Source organism: Micromonospora sp. NPDC048063 (assembly GCF_043202855.1).
Taxonomy (GTDB): Bacteria; Actinomycetota; Actinomycetes; order Mycobacteriales; family Micromonosporaceae; genus Micromonospora.
Map to the genome: position 1 here is coordinate 75,243 of NZ_JBIDBG010000023.1, position 23,986 is coordinate 99,228.

Here is a 23,986-nt window from a genome sequence, read left to right on the forward strand (position 1 = left end):
CGTCGGCGACGGACGTCGAACTGAGCGAAATCGATGCGACACGGCAACATCGTTGACACGAACTTAGGTTAGGGTAACCTAAGTTCGCTCGATCATCGGATCGCGGCGGAAGGCGACGTCCAGGTCCCCCGCCGCCGTGTCCACTCCCGACCGCTGAGGACCCGCATGAGCCTGCCCGGATCCACCGTCCAGGCGCCGTCGACCGGGGTGACCCCCGGGACGAACGGCGCCCGCGCCCACCTGTTCACCGCCGGCTCGGTCGAGGACTACCGGCGCGTGCTGGCTGCCGGCATCGACCGGGTGGCGACCCGGGTGGCCGGCGCGGACCGGCCGTTCACAGGCGTGACACCGGACGAGCTCGCGCCCCGGATCGCCGGCATCGACCTGGACCGGCCGCTCGGCGACACCGGCGCCGCGCTCGACGAACTCCAGGACGTCTACCTGCGCGACGCCGTCTTCTTCCACCACCCCCGCTACCTGGCACACCTCAACTGCCCGGTGGTGATTCCCGCGCTGCTCGCCGAGGCCGTGCTCAGCGCCGTCAACTCCTCCCTGGACACCTGGGACCAGAGCGCCGGGGGCACCCTGATCGAGCGCCGGCTGGTCGACTGGACGGCCGAGCGGATCGGCCTGGGGCCAGCCGCCGACGGCGTCTTCACCAGCGGCGGCACGCAGTCCAACCTCCAGGCGATGCTGCTGGCCCGCGAGGAGACCCGCGCCCAGGTGACCGGCCGGGAGACCGGGCAGCCGTCCCGCCTGGAGCTGCTGTCCCGACTGCGCGTCGTCACCTCGGCGGCCGGGCACTTCAGCGTGCAGAAGGCGGCCAGGCTGCTCGGCCTCGGCGCGGACGCGGTGGTCACCGTGCCCACCGACACCGACCGGCGGATGCGCACGGACGAGCTGGCCCGCGAGATCGACCGCTGCCGCGGCGAGGGGCTGGTGGTGATGGCGGTGGTGGCCACCGCCGGCACCACCGACTTCGGCACCATCGACCCGCTGCCGCAGATCGCCGACGTCTGCGCGGCGGCCGGCGTCTGGCTGCACGTCGACGCCGCGTACGGCTGCGGGCTGCTGGTGTCGCCGACCCGGCGGCACCTGCTCGACGGCATCGAACGGGCCGACTCGGTCACCGTCGACTACCACAAGTCGTTCTTCCAGCCGGTCAGCTCCAGCGCCCTGCTGGTGCGCGACCGGCGGGTGCTGCGGCACGCCACCTGGCACGCCGACTACCTCAATCCCGCCCGGATGGTCGAGCAGCGCATTCCCAACCAGGTCGACAAGAGCATCCAGACCACCCGCCGCTTCGACGCGCTGAAGCTCTGGCTGACCCTGCGGATCATGGGACCGGACGCCATCGGCGCGCTCTTCGACGAGGTGGTGGACCGGGCCGCCGACGCCTGGCAACTGCTCACCGAGGACCCCCGCTTCGAGGTGGTCACGCGGTCGCAGCTCAGCACCGTGGTCTTCCGCTACCTGCCGACCGGCCCCGGCCGCGACCTCGTCGACGACGCCAACCTGTACGCCCGTGAGGCGCTGGCGGCCTCCGGCGCCGGGCTGGTCGCCGGGACCAGGGTCGACGGCGCGCACCACCTCAAGTTCACCCTGCTCAACCCCGAGACCACGCTGGACGACATCGCCCACGTCCTCGACCTCGTCGCCGACCACGCCGGCTGGTACGCGCACACCAGGGCGACCGCCGCGCTGACCTGCCCCGTCGGCTGACGACCCGTCCCCGCTGGAGAGAACGCATGTCGACGCACGACTTCATCGCCGTCGGGCTGGGCCCGTACAACCTGGGCCTGGCCTGCCTGACCGAACCGATCGAGGACCTCGACGGCCTCTTCCTGGAGGCGCGGGACACCTTCAGCTGGCATCCCGGGATGCTGCTGGAGTCGACCCGCCTCCAGACGCCGTTCATCGCCGACCTGGTCACCCTCGCCGACCCGACCTCCCCGTACTCCTTCCTGGCCTATCTGAAGGAGTCGGGGCGGCTCTACCCGTTCTACATCCGGGAGAGCTTCTTCCCGCTGCGCAGTGAGTACGACGGCTACTGCCGCTGGGCCGCCGGCAAGCTCCGCGGCGTCCGGTTCGGACAGCGGGTCACGTCCGTCGAGTTCGACCCGGCCGACGAGCACTACGTCGTGCGGGCCACCGTGACCGCCACGGGGGAGCGGGTCACCCACCGCGCCCGGCACCTCGTGCTCGGCACCGGCACCCCGCCGCACGTGCCCGACGCCTGCCGGGGGCTCGGCGGCGACGCGATCCACAACTCGCAGTACCTGGAGCACCGGGCGGTGCTGCGCGCCAAGCGCAGCATCACCGTCGTCGGCAGCGGGCAGAGCGCGGCCGAGATCTACCACGACCTGCTCGGCGACATCGACGCCTGCGGCTACCAGCTCAACTGGGTCACCCGGTCGCCCCGGTTCTTCCCGCTCGAATACACCAAGCTGACCCTGGAGATGACCTCGCCGGACTACGTGGACTACTTCCACGCCCTGCCGGAGGCGACCCGCTACCGGCTGGAGTCCGCGCAGAAGGGGCTGTTCAAGGGCATCAACGCCGACCTCGTCAACGACATCTACGACCTGCTCTACGCCAAGAGCATCGGCGGCCCGGTACGCACCCGGCTGCTGACCAACACCGCGCTGACCACCGCCGCGTACGACGAGCCGAGCGGGACGTACACGCTGGGGCTGCGCAACGTCGAGCAGGACCGCGACTTCACCCTGGACACCGAGGGTCTCGTGCTCGCCACCGGCTACCACTACCGGGTCCCGGAGTTCCTGGAGCCGGTGCGCGACCGCATCCGCTGGGACGGCCACGGCCGCTTCGACGTGGCCCGCAACTACAGCATCGACCACACCGGCCGGGGCATCTTCCTGCAGAACGCCGGCACCCACACGCACAGCATCACCTCACCCGACCTGGGCATGGGCCCGTACCGCAACTCGTGGATCATCCGGGAGCTGCTCGGCCGCGAGCACTACCCGGTCGAGAAGAGCATCACCTTCCAGGAGTTCGGCGTGCCGGCCGGAGCCGCGTCGTGACCGAGGTCGTCCACCGCCGCGTCGACGACCGGCTCGGCGAGTTCGCGCTGCGTACGCTCGACCCGGACGCCGACGCCGCGCTGCTGCACCGCTGGGTGACCCACCCGAAGGCGGCGTTCTGGCTGATGCAGGACGCCGACGTGGCCCGGGTCGCGCAGGAATACCGGCGGATCGCCGCGCACCCGCACCACGCCGCGTTCCTTGGTCTGCACGAGGGGCGACCCGCCTTCCTCGCCGAGCGGTACGACCCCGCCCGCGTCGAACTCGTCGGCCTGTACGACACGGTCGACGGCGATGTCGGCATGCACTTCCTCTGCGCCCCCACCGACGCGCCCGTGCACGGCTTCACCCGCGCGGTGATCACCACCGTGCTGGCGTGGCTGTTCGCCGACCCGGCGACCCGGCGGGTCGTCGTGGAGCCCGACGTGCGCAACACGGCGGTGCACCGGCTCAACGCGGCCGTCGGCTTCACCGTCGTCGGCCCGATCGCCAAGCCCGAGAAGGACGCGCTGCTCAGCGTCTGCACCCGTGCCCAGTTCGAGGCCGCGACCGGCGCGACCGACACCCACCCCGCCGCAACCCGAGGAGACCTGCGCACGTGAACCCCTCCGCATCCGTGGCCCACCTGACGCCGGCGAGCTGGGCCCGCGCCAACCGGCTGTTGGTCCGCAAGGCCCTGGCCGAGTTCGCCCACGAACGGCTGCTCGCACCCGAGCCGGTCCCCGCCGACGCGGACGGCCCGGCGGCGGGGGAGCGCCGGTACGAGGTGCGCGGCGACGACGGCGACGTGGTCTACCGGTTCACCGCGAGCCTGCTGGCCCTGGACCACTGGCGGATCGACGCCGACAGCATCACCCGCCACCGCGGCGACACCGAGCTGCCGCTGGACGCCCTCGACTTCTGCCTCGACCTGCGCGGCGCGCTGGGCCTGCGCGACGAGATCCTCCCCGTCTACCTGGAGGAGATCAGCTCCACCCTCGCCAGCACCGCGTACAAGCTCGACAAGCCGGCGGTGCGCGCCGCCGACCTCGCCCGCGCCGACTTCCAGACCATCGAGACCGAGATGACCGAGGGCCACCCGGGCTTCGTGGCGAACAACGGCCGGATCGGCTTCGGCATCGACGAATACCGCGCGTACGCGCCGGAGGCCGCCCGCCCGGTCCGGCTGGTCTGGCTGGCCGGGCACCGGGACCGGACGACCTTCACCTGCGCCGCCGACCTCGACTACGACACCCTGCTCCGCGCCGAACTCGGCGACGACACCCTCGCCGCCTTCGCGGGCACCCTGACCGGGCTCGGCCTCGACCCGGCCGACTACCTGCTCATCCCCGTGCATCCGTGGCAGTGGTGGAACCGGATCTCCGTCACGTTCGCCGCCGAGGTGGCGCAGCGCCGGCTGGTGTGCCTCGGCCCCGGCCCGGACGAGTACCTCGCCCAGCAGTCCATCCGCACCTTCTTCAACGTCACCGACCCGACCCGGCACTACGTCAAGACCGCGCTGTCCGTGCTGAACATGGGCTTCCTGCGGGGGCTGTCCGCCGCGTACATGGAGGCCACCCCGGCGATCAACGACTGGCTCGCCGACCTGATCGACGGCGACGAGATCCTCAAGCGCACCGGGTTGACGATCATCCGCGAGCGGGCCGCCATCGGGTACCGGCACCTGGAGTACGAGGCGGCGACAGACCGGTACTCCCCGTACCGGAAGATGCTGGCCGCGCTGTGGCGGGAGAGCCCGGTGCCCGGCCTGGAGCCGGGCCGGCGACTGGCCACCATGGCGTCCCTGCTGCACACCGACCGCGACGGCCGGTCGTTCGCCGCCGCGCTGATCGCGCAGTCCGGGCTGGCGCCGCAGGTGTGGCTACGCCGCTACCTCGACGCCTACCTCACCCCGCTGCTGCACAGCTTCTACGCCCACGACCTGGCCTTCATGCCGCACGGCGAGAACGTCATCCTCGTCCTGGACGGCGGGACGGTCGAGCGGGCCATCTTCAAGGACATCGCCGAGGAGATCGTGGTGATGGACCCGGACGCCGACCTGCCCCCGCAGGTGGGGCGGGTGCGGGCCGACGTGCCCGAGGACATGAGGCTGCTGTCGATCTTCACCGACGTCTTCGACTGCTTCCTGCGCTACCTCAACGCGATCCTGGTCACCGAGGGCGTGCTGGACGAGGACGCCTTCTGGCGCACCGTCGCCCGGTGCGCGGCCGACTACGCCGACAGCGTCCCGCACCTGGCTGAGCGGCTGCGGCGCTACGACCTGTTCGCCCCGGAGTTCGCGCTGTCCTGCCTCAACCGGCTCCAGCTGCGCAACAACCGGCAGATGGTCGACCTCGCCGACCCGTCGGCCGCGCTGCAACTGGTCGGCACCCTGGCCAACCCCATCGCCCGCTTCGCGCCGACCCGGTGACCGCCACGACTGTCGCGCCCGCCGGCGGGACAGCGGTCGGCCGGGTGCGGGGCCGGTGGCTGATCCTCGGCGTGCTCTGCCTCGCCCAGGTCACCGTGGTGCTCGACAACACGGTGCTGACCGTGGCCATCCCGGTGCTCACGACCGAGCTGTCCGCCAGCACCGCCGACGTCCAGTGGATGATCAACGCGTACGCCCTGGTCCAGTGCGGCCTGCTGCTCACGGCGGGCAGCGCCGCCGACCGGTACGGCCGCCGCCGGATGCTGCTGGCCGGTCTCGTGCTGTTCGGGCTCGGGTCGCTGGCCGCGGGGCTCGCGCAGACCGGCGGCCAGCTGATCGCCGCCCGGGCCGGGATGGGGATCGGCGGCGCATTCCTGGTCACCGCCACCCTCGCGGTGGCGATGCAGGTCTTCGACGACGCCGAGCGGTCCCGCGCGATCGGGCTCTGGGCCGCGGCGAGCGCGCTGGGGTTCGCGGCCGGGCCGCCCTTCGGCGGGCTCGTCCTCGCCCACCTGCCCTGGGGGGCGATCTTCCTGGTCAACGTCCCGATCGTGCTGGTCTGCCTGGTGGCGGCGTGGGCGCTGGTGCCGGAGTCGCGCCGTGCGACCGGCGGGCGCCTCGACCTGGGCGGGGTGCTGCTCTCCACGGCGGGCCTGACCGCGGTGGTCTACGCGATCATCGCGGGGCCGGAGCGCGGCTGGACGGCCGCCCCGGTGCTGGGCGCGGCCGGCGCGGGAGTGCTCCTCCTCGCCACCTTCGTGGCCTGGGAGCGGCGGGTCGCCGACCCGATGCTGGACATGCACTTCTTCCGCAACCGGCGCTTCGTGGGCGCGGTCTCCGGGGTCGTCCTGATCACCTTCGGCGCCACCGGCGCGCTGTTCCTGCTGACCCAGCACCTGCAGTTCGTGCGCGGCTACCCGGCCTGGGAGGCGGGGCTGCGGATGGTGCCGTTCGCGCTCTCCATCGTCCTGCTCAACGTGGTCGGCGTCGCCGCCCGGGTGATCCGCCGGCTCGGGCTGCCCCGGTCGATCGCGCTCGGGATGACGCTGCTCGCCGCCGGACTCGCCCTCGTCACCCACGCCCCGACGGACGGCTACGGGGTGCTGTTGCCGGGGCTGCTCGTGATGGGCGCCGGCTGCGCCGTGGCGAACCCGGCCATCGTCGAGGCGGTGATGAGCGCGATCCCGCCGGAGAAGGCCGGGGCCGGGGCGGGGGTGGACGGCACCATGACGGAGGTCGGCAGCAGCCTCGGCGTCGCCGTGCTCGGCGCGATCCTGAACGCCCGGTTCGCCGCCCTGCTGCCCGCCGCGCTGGCCGGCGCCGGGTCGTTCCCCGCCGCCCTGGCGGCCGCCGGGAGCGAGGCGGAACGCGGGCTTGTCGCCGACGCGTTCCGTTCCGCCCTGGAGACCGGCCAGACGGTGGGCGCGGTGGCCGTCTTCGCCGGCGGCTGCGTCGCCGCCACGCTGCTGCGCCGGGCCGAGCGGGCCGGCTGAGCCCGCGTCCTCCTGCCGACCGGGCCGACGCCGCCACGCACGGCGGCGTCGGCGTCAGGCCGGCGGCGTCGGCGTCAGCCGGTGGCGTCGGGGTCAGGGTCGGCGTCGGCGTCAGGCCGGCGGCGTCGGCGTCAGCCGGTGGCGTCGGGGTCAGGGTCGGCGTCGGCACCGGGGTCGGCGGCGTCGAGGTCAAGCCGGCGGTGCCGGCGTTACGTCGGCGGGTGCCGGCGTCAGGGTCGGCGGAGCATGCGGAGCGCGCCGGCCCAGGCGACGACCTGGTCCAGCATGGTGCTGACGGCCTCCTCGTGGTGGGCCGCCGGCCGGAAGTCGCGGAAGTTCACGAAGTCGGTCGCCAGGGAGAGCGCGACCTGCGACCGGACGTCGGCCACCCCGAGCTGCCCGAGCACCAGCCGTAGGTGCTCCGCCGCACGGGTGCCGCCGTGCACGCCGTAGCTGACGAGACCGGCGGACTTGTGCTGCCACTCCTGGAAGAGGAAGTCGACGGCGTCCTTCAGCGCGCCCGGGATCGAGTGGTTGTACTCCGGGGTGACGAAGACGAAGCCGTCGAACCCGGCCACCGTCGTCGCCCACCGGCGCACGGCCGGACGCGTCGACGGCGCCATCGACGGCGGCAGCACCTCGTCGAAGTGCGGCAGGCGGTAGTCGGCGATGTCGACCAGCTCGACGGTGAGGTCGGCCCGCTTGGCGGCGAGGTCCCGCACCCAGCGCGCCACGACGTCGGCCTTGCGTCCGGGCCGCGTACTGCCGACGATGACACCGATCCTGACCATGGTTGATCTCCTCTACGGGGTGGGGACGGGGCTGGCGGGGGCCGGCACGGCGCTCAGGCCCCGGGCCAGCTCCACCGCGCCGTGCAGGGACGACAGCGCACCGAGGGCGGCCGGGAGCACCGGCGGCGTCGGCCGGCCCGCCCGGCCCGCCGACCGGGCGTGCTCGGCCACGAGTGGGACGAAGCCGGGCAGCCCGGCGGCGAAGCCGCCGCCGACGATCGCCACCGCGGGGTCCAGCAGCTCGCCGAGGCTGACCACCGCCGCCGCCAGGGCGCGGCAGCTCACGTCGACCGCGTCGACCGCCCAGTCGCGGCCCTCGCGCAGCGCGTCGCGCAGGTCGTCGAAGCTCACCTCGGCCCCCCGACCGTCGGCTGCCCGGCGGAGGGTGGCCGGGCCGGCGGCCACGGACTGGAGGCAGCCACGCCGGCCGCAGTCGCAGCGCTGGCCGTCGAGATCCACCACCATGTGCCCGACCTCGGCCGAGGAGCGGCCGGGCACGGACCGTCCCGCCAGCACCACGCCGCCGCCGATGCCGGTGCCGACGCCCAGGTAGACCACGTCGTCGCGGCCGGCGTGCCGGGCCTCCGCCAGCGCGGCGAGGTCACCGTCGTCGGCCACGGCCGTCGCCGCGCCGGGGAAGAGCCGACGCAGCGCGCCGGCGAGGTCCAGGCCGGCCCAGCTCGGCCGGCCGGGCCACGTCGTGACGGCGCCCGCCGTGTCCGTGGTCGCCGGCATCGCCACCCCGACCGCGCCGACCGGCCCCCACGCGTCGCGCAGCCGGGTCACCTCGGCGGCCAGCGCGGCCAGGTCCGCCGCCGCGTTTGCGCCGTGCGGCCAGCGGAAGGTCCGGTCGTACGCCGGCCGGCCGGCCGCCTCGGCGCGCAGCGCCACCTTCGTGCCGCCGACGTCGACGCCGAGCACCCCGACGGAGCCCTGCCGGTCGGTCCCGGCGGCGGGACGCTGCGGGTCGAGCCCGGCGGCGGGACGCTGCGGGTCGAGCCCGACGGTGGGACGCTGCGGGTCGGGCACGACGGCTCAGCCCTTGAGCACGTGGAGGACCACCAGCGCCACCGCGGCGACGGCGAAGATCACCGGCGTCAGGGTCATGGGGGCCGGGTCCTTCGCGCGGACGTGGTAGACCACCGCGCCGACCATCTGCAGGGCGAGGCCGACGGCCGCCGCGATGCCCAGCGGCGCCCAGAGCAGCCCGAGCAGCAGACCGGTGACCGCGGCGAGCTCCAGCACCCCGAGCACGCGGGTCAGGCCGGGGGAGACGCCCAGGTGGTCCATCCGCTCGCGCATCTGCGCCTGCCCGGTCAGCTTCGGCACGGCGGTGCCCAGGAAGACCGCGGCGAGGATGGCGGTCAGGACGATGACGGGAATGTGCACGTGAGGTCCTTACGGTGAGGTGGCAGGATGCGGACGACCGTACCGGCGCCGGATCGGCGCGGTCGGCGGCGGAGGGCGGCGCGCCGAATCCTCACCGGACGGTCGCGACGAGGGCGCGGGCGGCCAGCCGGTAGCCCAGCGACCCGAGCCCGACGATGACGCCGCTGGCCAACGGGGCGATGACCGAGTCGTGCCGGAAGCTCTCCCGGGCCCAGACGTTGGACAGGTGCACCTCGACGAAGGGCCGCGGATAGTTGGCCAGCGCGTCGCGCAGGCTCCAGCCGGCGATCATCAGCGCGCCCGGGTTGACGATGGCGCCGACGGTGTCGTACCGGTTCTGGATCGCGCGGATCAGGGCCCCCTCGCAGTCGTGCTGCTCGGCCACCACCCGCCAGCCCCGCGCGGCGACCTCCTCGCCGACCGCCCGCTCGATGTCGTCGAGGGTGTCGGTGCCGTAGATCTCCGGCTCCCGCCTGCCGAGGATGCCCAGGTTCGGGCCGTTCAGCAGCAGCACGTCCGACACGCTTCACCTCGCGGGGGCGCGGCCCTGTCCCGACAGGACCCGATGACTGGTCCTCCGCAGTCTTACTACGCGGCCGGCGTCGGGCGACCCGGCGGCGGCCCCGGGGCGGGTGGACTAAGGGGTGCGTAGGGGCTGTTAGGGGCGGTGACCCGGCGCCCGGTTCGGTTACCGTCCCTCCTGCTGAGGCGATGCCGCCGGCTCCACGGGGGCGTCACCTACCTCGAACCGGCCATCCGGCGCCCCGGTGTGCCCGGACCGCGTACCGGCGGTCCCGGGTCGTCTGCCCGATGTCCGGCGAAGCCCCTGGTCTGCCCGAGTTGGGAAGTGGGAAGTCATGAGTGGTCAGCCCTCGACGGTGTCGGAGTTCCCCGAGTGGCCGCAGTTCGGTGACGAGGAGCGCGCCGGACTGATCCGCGCCCTCGAGCAGGGCCAGTGGTGGCGGATGGGCGGCAGCGAGGTCGACTCCTTCGAGCAGGAGTTCGGCGCCTACCACGGCACGCCGCACGCGCTGGCCGTCACCAACGGGACCCACGCCCTCGAGGTCGCCCTGGAGGTGCTCGGCGCCGGCCCCGGCACCGAGGTGATCGTCCCCGCCTTCACGTTCATCTCGTCCTCGCTGGCCGCGCAGCGCCTCGGCGCGGTCGCGGTGCCGGTCGACGTCGACCTGGACACCTACTGCGTCGACCCGGCCGCCGTCGAGGCCGCCATCACCCCGCGTACCAAGGTGATCATGCCGGTGCACATGGCCGGCCAGTTCGCCGACATGGACGCGCTGAGCAAGGTCGCCGCCGACGCCGGGGTGGCGCTGCTCCAGGACGCCGCGCACGCCCAGGGCGCGCAGTGGCAGGGCAAGCGGGCCGGGGAGCTCGGCTCGGTGGCCGCGTTCAGCTTCCAGAACGGGAAGCTGATGACCGCCGGCGAGGGCGGCGCGATCCTCTTCCCCGACGAGGAGTTGCGCGAGCGGGCGTTCCTCGTGCACAGCTGCGGCCGGCCCCGCACCGACCGGGACTACCTGCACAGCACCACCGGCTCGAACTACCGGATGGGCGAGTTCACCGCCGCCGTCCTGCGCGCCCAGCTGGGCCGGCTCGACGAGCAGATCGCGGTGCGCGAGCAGCGCTGGCCGCTGCTGGCGAGCCTGCTCGCCGAGATCCCCGGCGTCGTCCCGCAGGCCACCGACCCGCGCACCGACCGCAACCCGCACTACATGGCGATGTTCCGCGTCCCCGGGATCACCCTGGAGCACCGCCGCGCCGTGGTGGACGAGCTGATCGCCCGGGGCATCCCGGCGTTCGTGGCGTTCCGCGCGATCTACCGCTGTGAGGGCTTCTGGAAGGCCGGCGCCCCCGACGAGTCGGTCGAGGCTATCGCGGCCCGCTGCCCCAACGTCGAGCAGATCCACTCCGACTGCATCTGGCTGCACCACCGCACCCTGCTCGGCACGGAGCAGCAGATGCACGAGATCGCCGCCGTACTCGCCGACATCCTCGCCGGATGACCGGCCTGCCCCCGGCCGCCGCGACCGACCGCCTGGTGCGGGTCGCGGTCGCCGGCCTCGGGTGGGCCGGGCGGGAGATCTGGCTGCCCCGGCTCGCCGCGCACCCGGGGTTCACGGTGACCGCCGTGGTCGACCCGGAGCCCGGCGTCCGTGACCGGGCCCGCGACAGCCACGACGTCCCCGCCGCGTACGCCGACGTCGACGAGCTGCCGGCCGGCGCGGTCGACCTGGTGGTCGTCGCCGTGCCCAACCACCTGCACGCCGCCGTCGCCGCCCGGCTGCTGCGCCGGGGCGTACCGGTGTTCCTGGAGAAGCCGGTCTGCCTGACCTCCGCCGAGGCGACCCTGCTCGCGGACGCGGAGCGCGCGGGCGGCTCGGTGCTGCTCGCCGGCAGCGCCGCCCGCTACCGGGCCGACGTCCGGGCGCTGGCCGACGCGGCCGGCGAGCTGGGGCCGATCCGGCACGTCGACGTGGCCTGGGTTCGCGCCCGGGGCGTGCCCGACGCCGGCGGCTGGTTCACCCGGCGCGACCTCTCCGGCGGTGGCGCGCTGGTGGACCTCGGCTGGCACCTGCTCGACACGGTGCTGCCGATGCTCGGCCCGACCCGGATCACCCACGCCGTCGGCAGCGTCTCCGACGACTTCGTCAACGACAGCGCGGCCCACGCCGCCTGGCGCAGCGACGCCGACACCGCCGGCCGTACCCCCGGCGACGTCGAGGACACCGCCCGCGGCTTCCTGCTCACCGACACCGGCGCGTCCGTCACCCTGCACGCGTGCTGGGCCTCCCACGAGGCGCTGGACCGTACGACGATCACGGTGCACGGCGCGGCCGGCTCGGCGACCCTGCGCTGCACGTTCGGCTTCAGCCCGAACCGGGACCCGGAGCCGGTGCTGACCCGCACCCGCGACGGCGAGACCGTCCGGCTGCCGCTGCCCGCCGAGCCGATCGGCACCGAGTACGCCCGCCAGCTCGACGCCCTCCCCGGCCTGCTCGCCGACCCCGCCAGCCGGGGCGCGGCCGTCGCCGAGGCGCGCCGCACCATCGACATCATCGAACGGATCTACGACTCCGCCCGGCCCACCACGCCGGAGCGGCAGCACGCCCTCGCGGGCGACAGCGGCCGGTGAGAACCACCGGCGACCTCACTCGCCCCGGGGAGCAGCCATGACCCAGTCACCGCCCACTGTCGACGCGACACCGGCTCTTGTCGACGTGGCCCGCCCGGCGCCGGCCCGGGGGCCGATCCGCGCGGTCGTGTTCGACCTCGACGGCGTCGTGGTCGACAGCTCGGCCGTGATGCGGGAGGCGTTCAGCATCGCGTACGCCGAGGTGGTGGGCGCCGGGCCGGCGCCGTTCGAGGAGTACAACCGGCACATGGGCCGGTACTTCCCGGACATCATGCGGCTCATGGGGCTGCCGCTGGAGATGGAGGAGCCCTTCGTCCGGGAGAGCTACCGGATGGCGCACCTCGTGCCGCTGTTCCCCGGCGTACGGGAGACGCTGGAGACGCTGCACGCCCGGGGCATCAGGATGGCCATCGCCACCGGCAAGAGCGGGCCGCGGGCGCGCTCGCTGCTCGACACTCTCGGGGTGCTGGGCCTGTTCGACCACGTGATCGGGTCCGACGAGGTGGCCCGCCCGAAGCCGGCGCCGGACATCGTGCTCCAGGCGCTGGGGCTGATGGACGTGCCGGCGAACCAGGCCATGATGGTCGGGGACGCGGTGATCGACCTGCTGAGCGGGCGCGAGGCGGGGGCCACCACGGTGGCCACGACATGGCACGGCGGGGATGTGAGTGGGTTGCTGGCGGCGGGGCCGGACCTGGTCGCGCACGCGCCGGGCGACCTGCTCGAACACTGCCCGGCGGCGCTCGTTCCCTGACGTCGCGCTGGGCGGCACTTCGAGCCAGCCGCCGGGCGTCGGGCTCCAGTTGACGCATGTGACGGACTGCGCACAGATGCTTCGTTACACGTCCGGCTAGACGATCTTTGTGTTGGTCGGGTAGCCCGAGGGGCTGAGCCTTCGGGATCCATCGCGTGGCCATGTCCCGTAGGTGGCGGCCGACCCCTGCGGGTTGGCATAGCGCCGGAGCCACGTCCGGCGCCGGATCGCCGACACCGAGTGCGCCGAAGTCGATGACAGCGGCCAGGCGGCACGGGATGTGCGGCGCCCTACGCCCAACCGTGGCGGGCGGCGTGCCAGCCGAGCTGCATCCGGGTCTCCACACCCGCCAGGTCCATCAGGTGGCGCAGGCGCCGTTGCAGGGTACGCAGCGACAGGTCGAGCTGGGCGGCGACGACCTGGTCGGTGAGCCCGGCCAGCAGCAGCGCCAGGATCCTGCGGTCCAGGTCGGTCGGGCCGTCGGTGCCGTCTCCGGCGGCTTCGGTCACGCCCCCGAGGTCGGTCGGTTCGAGTGGGTGGGCGTGCCGCCACACGACCTCGAAAAGCGCGTCCATCGCGGCCAGCAGCCCGGTGCGGTGCAGCAGCACCGCCGCGGGCTCGCCGCCTGGCGTGGCGGTCAACGGCACCAGGGCCAGTTCCGCGTCGGCCAGGATGAGCTTGATCGGCAACGACTCGACGACCCGCACCTGGACGCCGCTGCGCAGGGACTCGAGGGTCTCGGCGACCACCCCGGGTTCGGCGAGCGCCGGGCGGTCCACCACGACCCGGAAACGTACCCCCTGGTTCACCGCTGTCGACTCCACCGCGTTGCTGCCCGGCGGTACGGCGATGAAGGGCAGTGTGACGAAGCTGCGTACCTCGGTGCGGGCGGCCTGCTGCACCTGGGCGAACCGGTGGCGGACCGCGTCGACGCCGGTGACCACCTCGATCAGTTCGTCGATGGTGCGCCCCGCGACCGCCCCGCGGTACTCCTCGGCGAGCGTGACGAGCGCCAGTTCGGCGCTGCGGAGCGCGTTGCGCTGCTCGCTGATGAGCGCGCCGAGCGCCACCGCGGGCGGCGCCACCGAGAACGCGCCGTCCGGTCCGGATTTCACCAGGCCGCAGGCCAAAAGGTGGGACAGCGCCGCCTCGACCGCCGCGGTGGGCATCCGCAGGGCGGCGGCCAACTCGTCCGGGCCGGCCTGCGCGCGCCGGACCAGCAGGCCGTAGACCGCCTCGTCCTCGGGGCCGAGGCCCAACGCGCCCAGCATCGGTGGCTGCCTCCCTCCGCCCGAGACGACGCGGAGAGTATGGGCCATGCTCATGGATCTTGAACAGTCCCGGGTGCCGTCCGGGTGGCCGGAAGGGGCCCCGGGACGAGCTGCGTCCCGGAGCCCCGCCAACCACATCACCGCACGCCGTAGGCCCGGATGATCGTCTGGCGCACGCCGTTGCCGTGCTCGTCGGTGAGGTCGACGCGCAGGGAGACGTTCTTACCGGCGGCCGCCGACTGGTCCACGGTGGTAACGAATCCGGCCCCCTTCCGGGTGACGGTCACCTCCTGCCACGTCGTCCCGTCGTCGAAGGAGACCCACGCCTGCGCCGCCGTGATCTGCCCGGCGTCGTAGTCGCGCTGACCGGCGCCGCCGAAGCCGATCTCGAACCCGGCGGTCGCCGGGGTCAGGTTCCGCGTGTCGACGGCGATGCCGTAGGACGGGACCAGGATCGGCAGGGCGTAGAGGCCGTTGTCGGACGGCCGCTGCGACCGGAACCGGAACTCCGTCTCGGTGCCGTAGAAGAGGCTCCAGTTCGGATGGCTGGGCGGCCCGGGGTTGAACCGCGTGGTCGTCACCCGCAGCCGGTAGGCCGCGTCGGCGTCCGGCACGTCCCAGATCCCCTGCGGCCAGGCGCTCCGCCCGAGGCTGACGCCGTCGGCGAACAGCTCCGCGTTGCCGACGTCGCCGAAGCCGCCGATGCCGTAATGGTCGGGGTCGGAGTCACCCCACACCAGCATCGCCGCGCCGATCTGGCCCTCCTGCCTCTCGGCGATGCGCTCCGGCGACAGGTCCGCCCGCCGGATGCCGGTCGAGCGCATCGGGCCGCGGTACCAGTCCTCCGACCGGACGGACCCCGCCTCGGCGGTCCGCGGCGCGGCGAACATCGTCTCGTCCCGGACGCTCGCCCCGGCCATGAGGCGCTGGGTCTGCACACCGGCGGTCACGAACGAGGCCCGTTCGACCGGAACGGCGAAGGTGTCGGAGACGAGCGACACGGCGCTGGGGTAGTTCGCCGGGAAGAACTGGATTCCGTCGACGATGACCCGGTCGGTGCGGGTGGAATGGATCCGCTCGTCGACCCGGGCCATTTTCTTCTCTCTGACCTGCAGCGGCACGTCCGGCTGGGTCATCCGCTCGTCCGCGAACGCCACGTTGTAGACGTAGGGGCTCGTGACGACCGCGTCCCAGGCCAGCGTCACCGGTCCGGCGGCCAGCGCAGTCCGCAGGGCGGACTCCTCCATGGCGGTGACCGTCAGACCCGGGATCGCCGACGCGGCGACCGCGGACCAGCGGCCCGGCGCGTCCCGCCCGAAGAGGACGGCCTTGACGTCTGCGGCCGCGGCGGCGGTGAGGACCTTCGCGACATCGGTCGAGTGCACCAGCGCGATCTTCCCGGTCGCCGTGGCCAACTCCGCCTCACTGCCTGCTCCGGCGTCGACCAGCTCGGCGGTTCCGGACCCGTCGAAACGGGTCGGCACGCCGGCCTGGAGCCGGCTCGGCCCGATGTAGACGGGGTTGAGAGCGATCCCGCCGGTAGTGCGCAGGACCAGTTCGGGCGCGTACAGCCGGTAGTAGCTGCCCAGCTGGAAGCCGCCGTCGGTGACCGGCGTGGTCCGGCCGACGTAGACCTCGTCGACGGACTTCCCGCCGGTGTAGCCGCCGCTGATGTACGCGGTGTCCCACCAGCGGCCGTACTCCAGCGCGGCACTTTGCGCCTCGATCGGCCGCTCGGCGGTGACCTTCTGCCGGATCGCCGTCCGGGCGTCGTAGGTGATGGTCCGATCGACGTCATCGTTGTTGACCACCAACTCGGGGTCGCCCATGAACGTCACCGAGTGGACCAGACCGTCCGCCCCGGTGGTGCCCGCGTCACGGCTGGCGATCACGGCGTTGATCGAGTAGCGGCCCTCGCGCAGCCGCAGCGTCGGCTCGGTCGTGAACGACGCGAACCGCAGGGCGGTCAGCCGGTCCGCGTCCACGACGTCCACGAACGACGGAGTGGCCGGCGCCTCGCCGCGGCGGTCGATCAGCTTCAGCTTCACCGTGACCGCGTGCGGCTCCAGGTACGCCGCGATCGCCGTGACGACGGTGCTGCCGTCGGCTGCGGTGGCGACGAGCCGGGCCCCGATCGCGCCGTACTCGGCGGCCCTCAGATTGACGGCCGGGTCGAGGACGACGGGCACCTCGGCCGTGCCGTGCGCCGGGACGGTGACCGTGCCGATCCCGGCAGCGAACGTCCGCTTCGGCAGCGGCGCTCCGTTCTCGGCGGTCGCTCCGGCGATCGCGAGGTCGAACGCGACCGCCTCGTCACCGGTGTTGGTGAGCGTGACCGTCGTCGTGGTCTTCGGCTGGTGCAGGTGCGGCCAGGCGTACGATCCCGCGTCGACGACACCGGGGCCGACGACCGTCGCGGTCAACGGGCGCAGCGCGTCGACGACACCGGCGCCCACCTCGTGCACCCGGCCCGTGGTGCTCGGCGTCGCCGCCGAGATCAGCGCCGCCTTGCGCTGCTGCGCCGTCCAGCCGGGGTGCTTCTGCTTCAGCAACGCGGCAACCGCGGCGACGTGCGGGGTCGCCATCGACGTGCCCGACATCCGGGTGTACCCGCCGGTGCCGGACTCGGCCGCGAGGATCTCCACACCCGGCGCGGCGATCTCGGGCTTGACGGTGTGGGTGCCGGCGACCGGGCCACGGCTGGTGAACCATGCGGTCTGTCCCGCGGAGTCCACCGCGCCCACGGTGAGAACGTCCTTCGCGCACGCGGGCGCGCTGATCGTCTGGAGCGTGGGGCCCGCGTTGCCGGCGGCGACCACGAACAGCGAGGCGCTCTGCTGCGCGAGCGCCTGCGCGGCGACGCCGATCGGATCGGTGCAGTCGGTGCCGACGCTGCCGCCGAGGCTCATGCTGATCACGTCGGCCTTCTGGTCGACGGCCCACTGCATGCCGTTGATGATCCAGGATTCCTGGCCCTGGCCGTAACCGTTGAGCACCTTGCCGATGAGCAGCTTCGCGCCGGGCGCGACGCCCTTCTCGACACCGCCGGAGGCAGCGCCGGTGCCCGCGACCGTTGACGCGACATGTGTGCCGTGCCCGTGCAGGTCCACGTCGGCGCCACCGGAGTCGGTGGTGAAGTTCTTCGCGCCGGCCACCTGCCCGGCGAGGTCCGGGTGCTTGCCGTCGTAGCCGGAGTCGAGGACGGCCACCGTGGTGCCCGTCCCGTCGAAGCCCGCCGCCCACGCCTGCGGGGCGTGGATCTGCGCGGCACTCTCGGCCATCGCCACGCTGACCCGCTCGTCCAGCCACAGCTTCGCGATGGCCGGCCCGTCACCGTCGGTCAGGTCGCGCCAGAACTCCGCGGCGCGGTCCTTGTCCGCCGACAGGGCGACGGCGTCCGCGACCGGTAGGGTCGCCTCGACGGTCGCGCCCTGCGGGGCCTGCGGCGCTTGGCGGGTACGCGTCACCGCGCCCCCGTAGGTGGCGAGCAACGGCAGGGCCGCGGCCGACCGGTCGTCGTAGCCCTGGCGTACCAGCGCGCTGACGTTGAACAGCTGCTCGTCGAGAATTCCCTCGGAGATCATCGGGACCGCGCGGGCTGGGACGACGTAGACGTCACCGCGGAAGACGCGCGTGATGTAGCCGTCCGGGTCGGCGTTCGGGCCCGGGACGAGCGACGCCGACGGGCGGCCCGTGGCGTCGACGGAGTACACGGCGAGGTCGCCGGTGATCAGTGTGACCGGTGTGCCGGCCGGGGTCGCCGTGCCGGACGCCGAGCCGACGATCGGCCGCTGCGGCGCCGCCGCGGCGGCGGGCGCCGCGGCGGCGGCAACGCCCACCGTCAAGGCGACGACACCCACGGCCCGGCCGAACCGGGCCCATCGGTGGTGGACAGACATGGGATTTCCTTCCGCGAATGCGTGGTCTGCACGGATCGTGGCAGCGCATCGTCTCGCGGAAAACGGATCACGGCTGGCGGTTCTGCGCCTTGGCGCTACTTCGCCACTTTTCCGATCATTGCGCCGGCCACGTTGTGATCGCGGCGAGATGTTGCTGTTCAGCGCCCGCAGGTTGAGGACGGCTTCGGCACCGGCCAGGCCCCCAGCGGACGCCGGTGATGTCCATCCGGTCTTTGATGAGATGCCGGCAGGCTTCTTCGGCCACGCCGTTGGCGATCGGCCATCCGGGCGACAATGCTGGCTTCCCTCACAGGTGAGATGTGCGAAGGTCGTGACGGCCCGCTCGGTGTGTCGGGTCGTCGTCGACCTGGGGTCCGGCTTCGAGGAAGCGCAGCATGGACGCGGCCAACACCTCGGCGACAGGGGGCGGGACCAGGTCGGTGCGGACGGTGACGCGCAGGAGGACGTCCTCTTCGCCGGGAAGCACCTCGACGAGGCAGGCGCCCGACCACTCCCGGGCGTACGGCTCGACGACCTCCTCGGTGCGGCAGGCGGGCAGTTCCAGCGGAAGGACGACGTTGTCCTGGTAGGCGAAGGCGGGCAGGCTGTTGGCCACCTCGCGGGACAGGCCGACGGCCGGGTCGGCGGCGCTCTCCAGGAAGGGAATGTCCTGGGCGGCCATCAGCTCGTCCAGCGTCTGCTGGACGGCCCGCACCAGATCCTTCCCCGGCTCGTCGAACCGGACCCGGAGGCAGTTGGTGTTGATCCTGCTCGTGAAGGTGGAGTCGAGGATGCGGCTGCCGCGTTGGGCGACGATCACCACCAGGCCGATGTCGTCCTGCTGGTGGATGGCGCGCAGCGCGACGGCGTAGGCGGCGGCGAAGTAGGCGGAGCGGCTGAACCGGCGTTCGCGGGCGGCGCGGTCCCAGCGTTCCAGCACGGCGGGGGTGACGGTGACGGTGTGCCCGGTCTTCGGGCCCCAGGCCGGGGTTTGATCCAGGAGCGCCTGGGACCGGCCCTCGCCCTGGCGGGAGAGTCCGCGCAGTTGCCCGCGCCAGTAGGCCCGCTGGGCTTCGAGGTCGGCGGCGTCGCGCAGCCGGGTGTACTCGTCGTGGAACTGGCGCAGGGTGGGCGCGGACCGTTCCCAGATCGGGGCCTCGCCGGAAAGCCGGGCGGTGTAGGCGTGGCTGAGGTCGCGGACGAGGAGGGCGTGTGACCAGCCGTCGAAGGCGATGTGGTGGATGCCGACGCCGAACAGGATCCGGTTGGTGGACTTCTCGCGGATGAGGGCGGCTCGCCAGTTGCGGCCCTGGGTGTAGTCGAGTGGTTGTTGCACCGCTTCGGCGAGTTGGTCCAGGGCTTCCTGTTCGCTGGTGGCGTCGGTGAGGAGCCGGAGCTGGGGCATGCCGGGGTTCGGCGGGATGACGGCGACCGGGGGGTCGACGCGTCGGTAGCGGGCGTGTAGCGCCTCGTGCCGGCGGTGCACGTCGCCGAGCGCGGCCATCAGCGCGCGCAGGTCCAGCTCGCCCTCGATCCACCAGGTGGTCGGGCAGACCAGTTCGAAGGGGAGCCAGGCGAACTTGGAGACCGAGAGGGTCAGCGGGACGGGCCCGGACGGGTCGGGGCGTCCGGCGACGGGCGGCTCCGGCTGGGTCTGGGAGCGGCGGGGTGCGGTGGTGAGCCAGTGGGCCAGGGCGTGCGGGGTGGGGGTGCGGTGGATCTGGGAGACGGGTACCACCACGCCGGCGGCTTCGTCGATGGCGGTGGCGAGGGCGGCGGATTGGAGGGAGGTGCCGCCGAGGTCGAAGAAGCTGTCGTGGGTGCCGATGCCCTCGATGCCCAGCACGGTGGCGAATACGCCCGTGACCAGCCGTTCCTCGTCGGTCGCGGGTTCGACGTAGTCCACGCCGAGGTCGGGGCGTTGGGAGCCGGGCTCCGGTAGCGCTCGGCGGTCGATCTTCCCGGTGCCGCCGACGGGGAACCTGTCGAGGACCATGATCACGGCCGGGACCATGTACGAGGGCAGGGCGATCGCGGCGTGTGCGCGTAGTTCGCTCACGATCGGCGTCCGGCCGTCCCGTCCGGTCACATAGCCCGCCAACCGGGCGACACCCTGATCTTCCCGACGGACGACCACGGCCGTGCCGACGTCGGGGTGCTGTTCGAGGACGGCTTCGATCTCGCCGAGTTCGATGCGGATGCCGTTGATCTTGACCTGGTGGTCCATGCGGCCGAGGATCTCCAGTGCCCCGGTGGCGTTCCATCGGCCCAGGTCGCCGGTGCGGTAGGCGAGGCCGCCGCCGTGCGGGTCGGTGACGAAGCGTTGTGCGGTCAGCTCGGGGCGGTTGAGGTAGCTGTCGGCTACGCCCTTCCCGGCGATGAGGATTTCGCCGGGGACGCCCATCGGGACGAGGTTCAACTGCGCGTCGACGACGCGGATCTGCCGGTTGGGCATAGGGCGTCCGATCGGCACGTACGCGCCGCCCCAGCCGGAGGATGCGTCGTACCAGGTGCAGGCGACGGACGCTTCGGCCGGGCCGTAGGCGTTGATCAGCCGGGTGCCGGCGGCCAGCCAGCGTTGGGCCATGTGGGGCGGGATGGGTTCCCCGGCGAGGGTCACGCAGGACAGGCTCGGGCAGTCGGCGGGGTCGACCGCGGCGAGGTTGGTGGGCGGGCAGAACGCGTGGCTGGTCTGCTCCTTGGCGATCAGCTCCGTCAACCGGCGGGCGTCGAGCAGGTCGTCGCGGGAACAGACCACGACGCGGGCGCCGGAGGTCAGCGCGGTGTAGATCTCGCCGAGGGCCACGTCGAAGACGGGGGCGCAGCAGTGCAGCATCCGGCTGTCCGGGCCGACCTCGCACTCCTCGCGCATCCAGCTGAGGAAGTTCGTCAACATCGCATGGGTCAACACCACGCCCTTCGGCTTCCCGGTCGACCCCGACGTGTAGATGACGAACGCCGGCGCGGAGGTGTCCACCACCGGTAGGTCGACCGGTTGGGTTGCTTCGACTGTGGGCGAGTCGTCGTCGAGGGCGACCACTGTCACGCCGTTCTCGGCGGGGACGTGGGGGGCGACGGCGCTGACGGTGAGCACGATCCGTGCGCCGTGGTCGCCGAGCAGCATGCGCATTCGTTCTGTCGGCCAGGACACGTCCATCGGTGTGTATGCCGCGCCGGCTCGCATTACGCCCATGGTGGCGATCAAGGTCCAGAGGCTGCGGTCCAGGGCCAGCGACACCACGTCACCGGTCTGCACGCCCAGGGACCGTAGATGTCGGGCCAGCGCTTCTGAGCGGCGGTCCAGCTCGCCGTATGTCAACACCTCGCCGTCGGCGACGCCCGCTGCCGCGTCCGGGGTGCGCCGCGCCCATTCCAGCACCAGTTCGTGGATCGGTTGGCCCGGCACCTGTCGCGCCGGGCCCCGGCCCCACTCCAGCAACCGTTCCCGCTGCGCGTCGCCCACCAGCGGCAACCCCGACAGTGCATCCTCGGGGGCGGCCAGCCCGGCAGACGTCACCAGGACCACCTGGTCCAGCAGACCCTGCGCCCACTGGGTCGAGAATCCGTCCGCCGCGTAGTCCACCCGCACCGCCGACCCGTCCCCGGCGACGGTCACCACCACATCCACGTCCACGGCCGTCGGTCCCGTCTCGGCCACCGGAGCGTCCACCAACCCGACGACCACCGGACCCACCAGGCCGGCATCGACCGCGACCGGCCCGGCCGCCAACGCCGCACCCACCCGCGACACCAACACCCCGAACCCCGGATCACCCGCCACGCCCACCCGCAACACACCACCCGACGACAGGCCCACCACCACCTCGCCCTGACCGGTCCACCGCGCCAGAACCGCCACGAGCCCCGCCACCACCACCTCACCGGCCGCCCCGCCAGGCAACGACGGGGACAGCGCCCGGAACACCGACGCCGCCCGAGCCGGCCACACCGCCGGCCGACGCAGGTCACCCACCAGGTCGAGGACCTCGAAGTCGGTTCCGGTCCCGCCGACATCCGCGGCCTGTGCCCGCGCGGGAAGGAACTCGACAGACATGGGCCAACCTCCGATCAGGACCGGCGTCACCCGCACGGGAAACGGCCGGGTCAGGAACCAGGAACTCCGTCGGCGCGGCCGTCCGCGTCCACGGCATGAGGGGTACGGGCGAACCTTCAGGCGGTGGTGTGGGGCACCGTGGGGCCGGCTTCGAGGAAGCGCAGCATGTGGGCGCCCAGTTGCTCGGCGATGGTGAACGGGATCAGGTCGGTGCGGATGGTGATGCGCAGGAGGGCGTCGTCGTCCCGGGGGATCGCCTCGACGGTGAGGCCGCTCATCACCTCCCGGGCGTACGGCTCGACGACCTCCTCGGTGCGGCAGCCGGGCAGTTCCAGCGGAAGCACCACGTTGTCCTGGTAGGCGAAGCCGGGCACGCTGGCGACCACCTCGCCGGGCAGGCCGACGGCCGGGTCGGCGGCGGTCTCCGAGAACGGGATGTCCTGGGCGGCCATCAGCTCGTCGACGGTCTGCTGGACGTGCTGGAGCAGGCCCGACTCCGGCCCGTCGAACCGGACCCGGACGCAGTTCGAGTTGATCCGGGTGGTGAAGGCGGAGTCGAGGATGCGACTTCCGCGCCGGGCGACGATCATCAGCAGGCCGATGTCGTCCTGCTGGTGGATGGCGCGCAGCGCGGAGGCGTACGCGGCGACGAAGTAGCTGGAGCGGCTGAACCGGTGTTGCCGGGCGGCGTCGTCCCAGCGGCGCATGACCTCGGGGGTGACGGTGACGATGTGTCCGGCCTTCGGGCCCCACGCGAGGGCCTGTTCCAGGGGCGCCTGAGGTTGGCCGTGGCCCTGGCGGGGGAGGCCGCGGAGCTGTTCGCGCCAGTACGCTCGCTGGGCTTCGAGGTCGGCGGCGTCACGCAGCCGGGTGTATTCGTCGTAGGACTGCCGCAGTGTGGTCGCCGGCCCCGCCCACACCGGGGCCGCCCCGGCGAGCCGGGCGGCGTAGGCGTGGCCGAGGTCGCGCACCAGCAGCGAGTGTGACCAGCCGTCGAAGGCGATGTGGTGGATGCCGATGCCGAACAGGGTCCGGTTGGTGGATTTCTCGCGGATGAGGGCGGCTCGCCAGTTGCGGCCCTGGGTGTAGTCGAGTGGTTGTTGCACTGCTTCGGCGAGTTGGTCCAGGGCTTCCTGTTCGCTGGTGGCGTCGGTGAGCAGTCGCAGTTGTGGCATGCCGGGGTTTGGCGGGATGAGTGCGACGGGCGGGTCGACGCGTCGGTAGCGGGCGTGCAGTGCCTCGTGTCGGCGGTGCACGTCGCCGAGCGCGGCCATCAGCGCGCGCAGGTCCAGCTCGCCCTCGATCCACCAGGTGGTCGGGCAGACCAGTTCGAAGGGAAGCCAGACGCACTTGGCGACCGACAGGGTCAGCGGAACGGGCTTGGCGGGGCCGGAGCGGCCGGTGACGGCCGGCGCCGGCTCGACCCTGGGACGACGGGGAGCGGTGGCCAGCCAGCGGGCCAGCCCGTGCGGGGTGGGCGTGCGGTGGATCTGCGACACGGGCACGACGACGTCCGCGGCCTCGTCGATGCCCGCGGCCACCGCCGCCGACTGCAACGACGTGCCACCGAGATGGAAGAAGCCGTCCCGTACGCCCACCCGGTCCAGCCCGAGCACCGCCGCGAACACCCCCGCGACGAGCCGTTCCTCGTTCGTCGTCGGCTCCACGTACGCCACGTCCAGGTCGGGGCGCTGCGAGCCGGGTTCGGGCAGTGCCCGTCGGTCGAT

16 protein-coding genes are annotated in these 23,986 nt (G+C 73.0%); 8 read left to right on the forward strand and 8 right to left on the reverse strand.

Features of this window, described 5'->3' with window-relative positions; genetic code table 11:
- The first annotated feature begins 165 nt into the window (after positions 1-165).
- From ACGFZ2_RS31520 to ACGFZ2_RS31540, 5 genes are read left to right on the forward strand one after another with little or no spacing between them, the layout of a single operon-like run.
- Positions 166-1,722, forward strand: coding sequence for a pyridoxal phosphate-dependent decarboxylase family protein (locus ACGFZ2_RS31520; RefSeq protein ID WP_393460026.1), 1,557 nt, complete (start codon positions 166-168; stop codon positions 1,720-1,722).
- A 26-nt stretch (positions 1,723-1,748) separates the two neighbouring features.
- Positions 1,749-3,047, forward strand: a complete 1,299-nt coding sequence (locus ACGFZ2_RS31525; RefSeq protein WP_393460028.1) for a lysine N(6)-hydroxylase/L-ornithine N(5)-oxygenase family protein — start codon at positions 1,749-1,751, stop codon at positions 3,045-3,047.
- Positions 3,044-3,649: a GNAT family N-acetyltransferase gene (locus tag ACGFZ2_RS31530; protein ID WP_393270423.1), complete on the forward strand. Its 606-nt coding sequence runs from the start codon at positions 3,044-3,046 to the stop codon at positions 3,647-3,649. Before ACGFZ2_RS31525 ends, ACGFZ2_RS31530 begins: the two co-directional genes overlap by 4 nt.
- Positions 3,646-5,457 (forward strand): IucA/IucC family protein, encoded by a 1,812-nt coding sequence (locus ACGFZ2_RS31535; RefSeq protein WP_393460030.1) that lies wholly within the window; start codon positions 3,646-3,648, stop codon positions 5,455-5,457. The genes ACGFZ2_RS31530 and ACGFZ2_RS31535 overlap by 4 nt, the downstream gene beginning before the upstream one ends.
- On the forward strand, positions 5,454-6,950 hold the full coding sequence (locus ACGFZ2_RS31540; protein ID WP_393460033.1) for an MFS transporter: 1,497 nt from the start codon (positions 5,454-5,456) through the stop codon (positions 6,948-6,950). The genes ACGFZ2_RS31535 and ACGFZ2_RS31540 overlap by 4 nt, the downstream gene beginning before the upstream one ends.
- Positions 6,951-7,180: 230 nt before the next feature.
- Here the strand turns inward: ACGFZ2_RS31540 and ACGFZ2_RS31545 are convergent, their stop codons facing one another.
- From ACGFZ2_RS31545 to ACGFZ2_RS31560, 4 genes are all read right to left on the reverse strand, one after another.
- A complete protein-coding gene (locus ACGFZ2_RS31545; RefSeq protein WP_393460036.1) occupies positions 7,181-7,741 on the reverse strand; it encodes an NADPH-dependent FMN reductase in 561 nt (186 codons plus the stop codon).
- 12 nt (positions 7,742-7,753) lie between these two features.
- Complete coding sequence (locus ACGFZ2_RS31550; RefSeq protein ID WP_393460070.1) at positions 7,754-8,662, reverse strand: ROK family protein; 909 nt, start codon at positions 8,660-8,662, stop codon at positions 7,754-7,756.
- Between the two features lie 114 nt (positions 8,663-8,776).
- The gene (locus tag ACGFZ2_RS31555; RefSeq protein WP_393460039.1) at positions 8,777-9,130 is read right to left on the reverse strand and encodes a DoxX family protein; all 354 of its coding nucleotides are present in this window, start codon (positions 9,128-9,130) and stop codon (positions 8,777-8,779) included.
- Positions 9,131-9,221: 91 nt separating this feature from the next.
- The gene (locus tag ACGFZ2_RS31560) at positions 9,222-9,653 is read right to left on the reverse strand and encodes a type II 3-dehydroquinate dehydratase (protein WP_393460042.1); all 432 of its coding nucleotides are present in this window, start codon (positions 9,651-9,653) and stop codon (positions 9,222-9,224) included.
- 334 nt (positions 9,654-9,987) lie between these two features.
- Here ACGFZ2_RS31560 and ACGFZ2_RS31565 point away from each other — a divergent pair, with 334 nt between their 5' ends.
- The 3 genes from ACGFZ2_RS31565 to ACGFZ2_RS31575 are packed head-to-tail and all read left to right on the forward strand — an operon-like array spanning position 9,988 to position 13,035.
- A complete protein-coding gene (locus tag ACGFZ2_RS31565; protein ID WP_393460045.1) occupies positions 9,988-11,151 on the forward strand; it encodes a DegT/DnrJ/EryC1/StrS family aminotransferase in 1,164 nt (387 codons plus the stop codon).
- Complete coding sequence (locus tag ACGFZ2_RS31570; RefSeq protein WP_393460048.1) at positions 11,148-12,281, forward strand: Gfo/Idh/MocA family protein; 1,134 nt, start codon at positions 11,148-11,150, stop codon at positions 12,279-12,281. The genes ACGFZ2_RS31565 and ACGFZ2_RS31570 overlap by 4 nt, the downstream gene beginning before the upstream one ends.
- A 37-nt stretch (positions 12,282-12,318) precedes the next feature.
- Entirely contained in the window at positions 12,319-13,035 is a 717-nt protein-coding gene (locus ACGFZ2_RS31575; RefSeq protein ID WP_393460051.1) for an HAD-IA family hydrolase, read from the forward strand.
- A 290-nt stretch (positions 13,036-13,325) separates the two neighbouring features.
- Here ACGFZ2_RS31575 and ACGFZ2_RS31580 read toward each other — a convergent pair whose 3' ends face one another.
- The 4 genes from ACGFZ2_RS31580 to ACGFZ2_RS31595 all read right to left on the reverse strand — a co-directional run.
- Positions 13,326-14,306, reverse strand: coding sequence for a transcriptional regulator TrmB (locus tag ACGFZ2_RS31580; RefSeq protein WP_393460054.1), 981 nt, complete (start codon positions 14,304-14,306; stop codon positions 13,326-13,328).
- A gap of 137 nt (positions 14,307-14,443) precedes the next feature.
- Complete coding sequence (locus tag ACGFZ2_RS31585; RefSeq protein ID WP_393460072.1) at positions 14,444-18,205, reverse strand: S8 family serine peptidase; 3,762 nt, start codon at positions 18,203-18,205, stop codon at positions 14,444-14,446.
- A gap of 307 nt (positions 18,206-18,512) precedes the next feature.
- Positions 18,513-22,259 (reverse strand): amino acid adenylation domain-containing protein, encoded by a 3,747-nt coding sequence (locus ACGFZ2_RS31590; RefSeq protein ID WP_393460057.1) that lies wholly within the window; start codon positions 22,257-22,259, stop codon positions 18,513-18,515.
- Positions 22,260-22,375: 116 nt separating this feature from the next.
- A partial coding sequence (locus ACGFZ2_RS31595) for a condensation domain-containing protein (RefSeq protein ID WP_393460060.1) occupies positions 22,376-23,986 on the reverse strand: 1,611 nt, incomplete at its 5' end.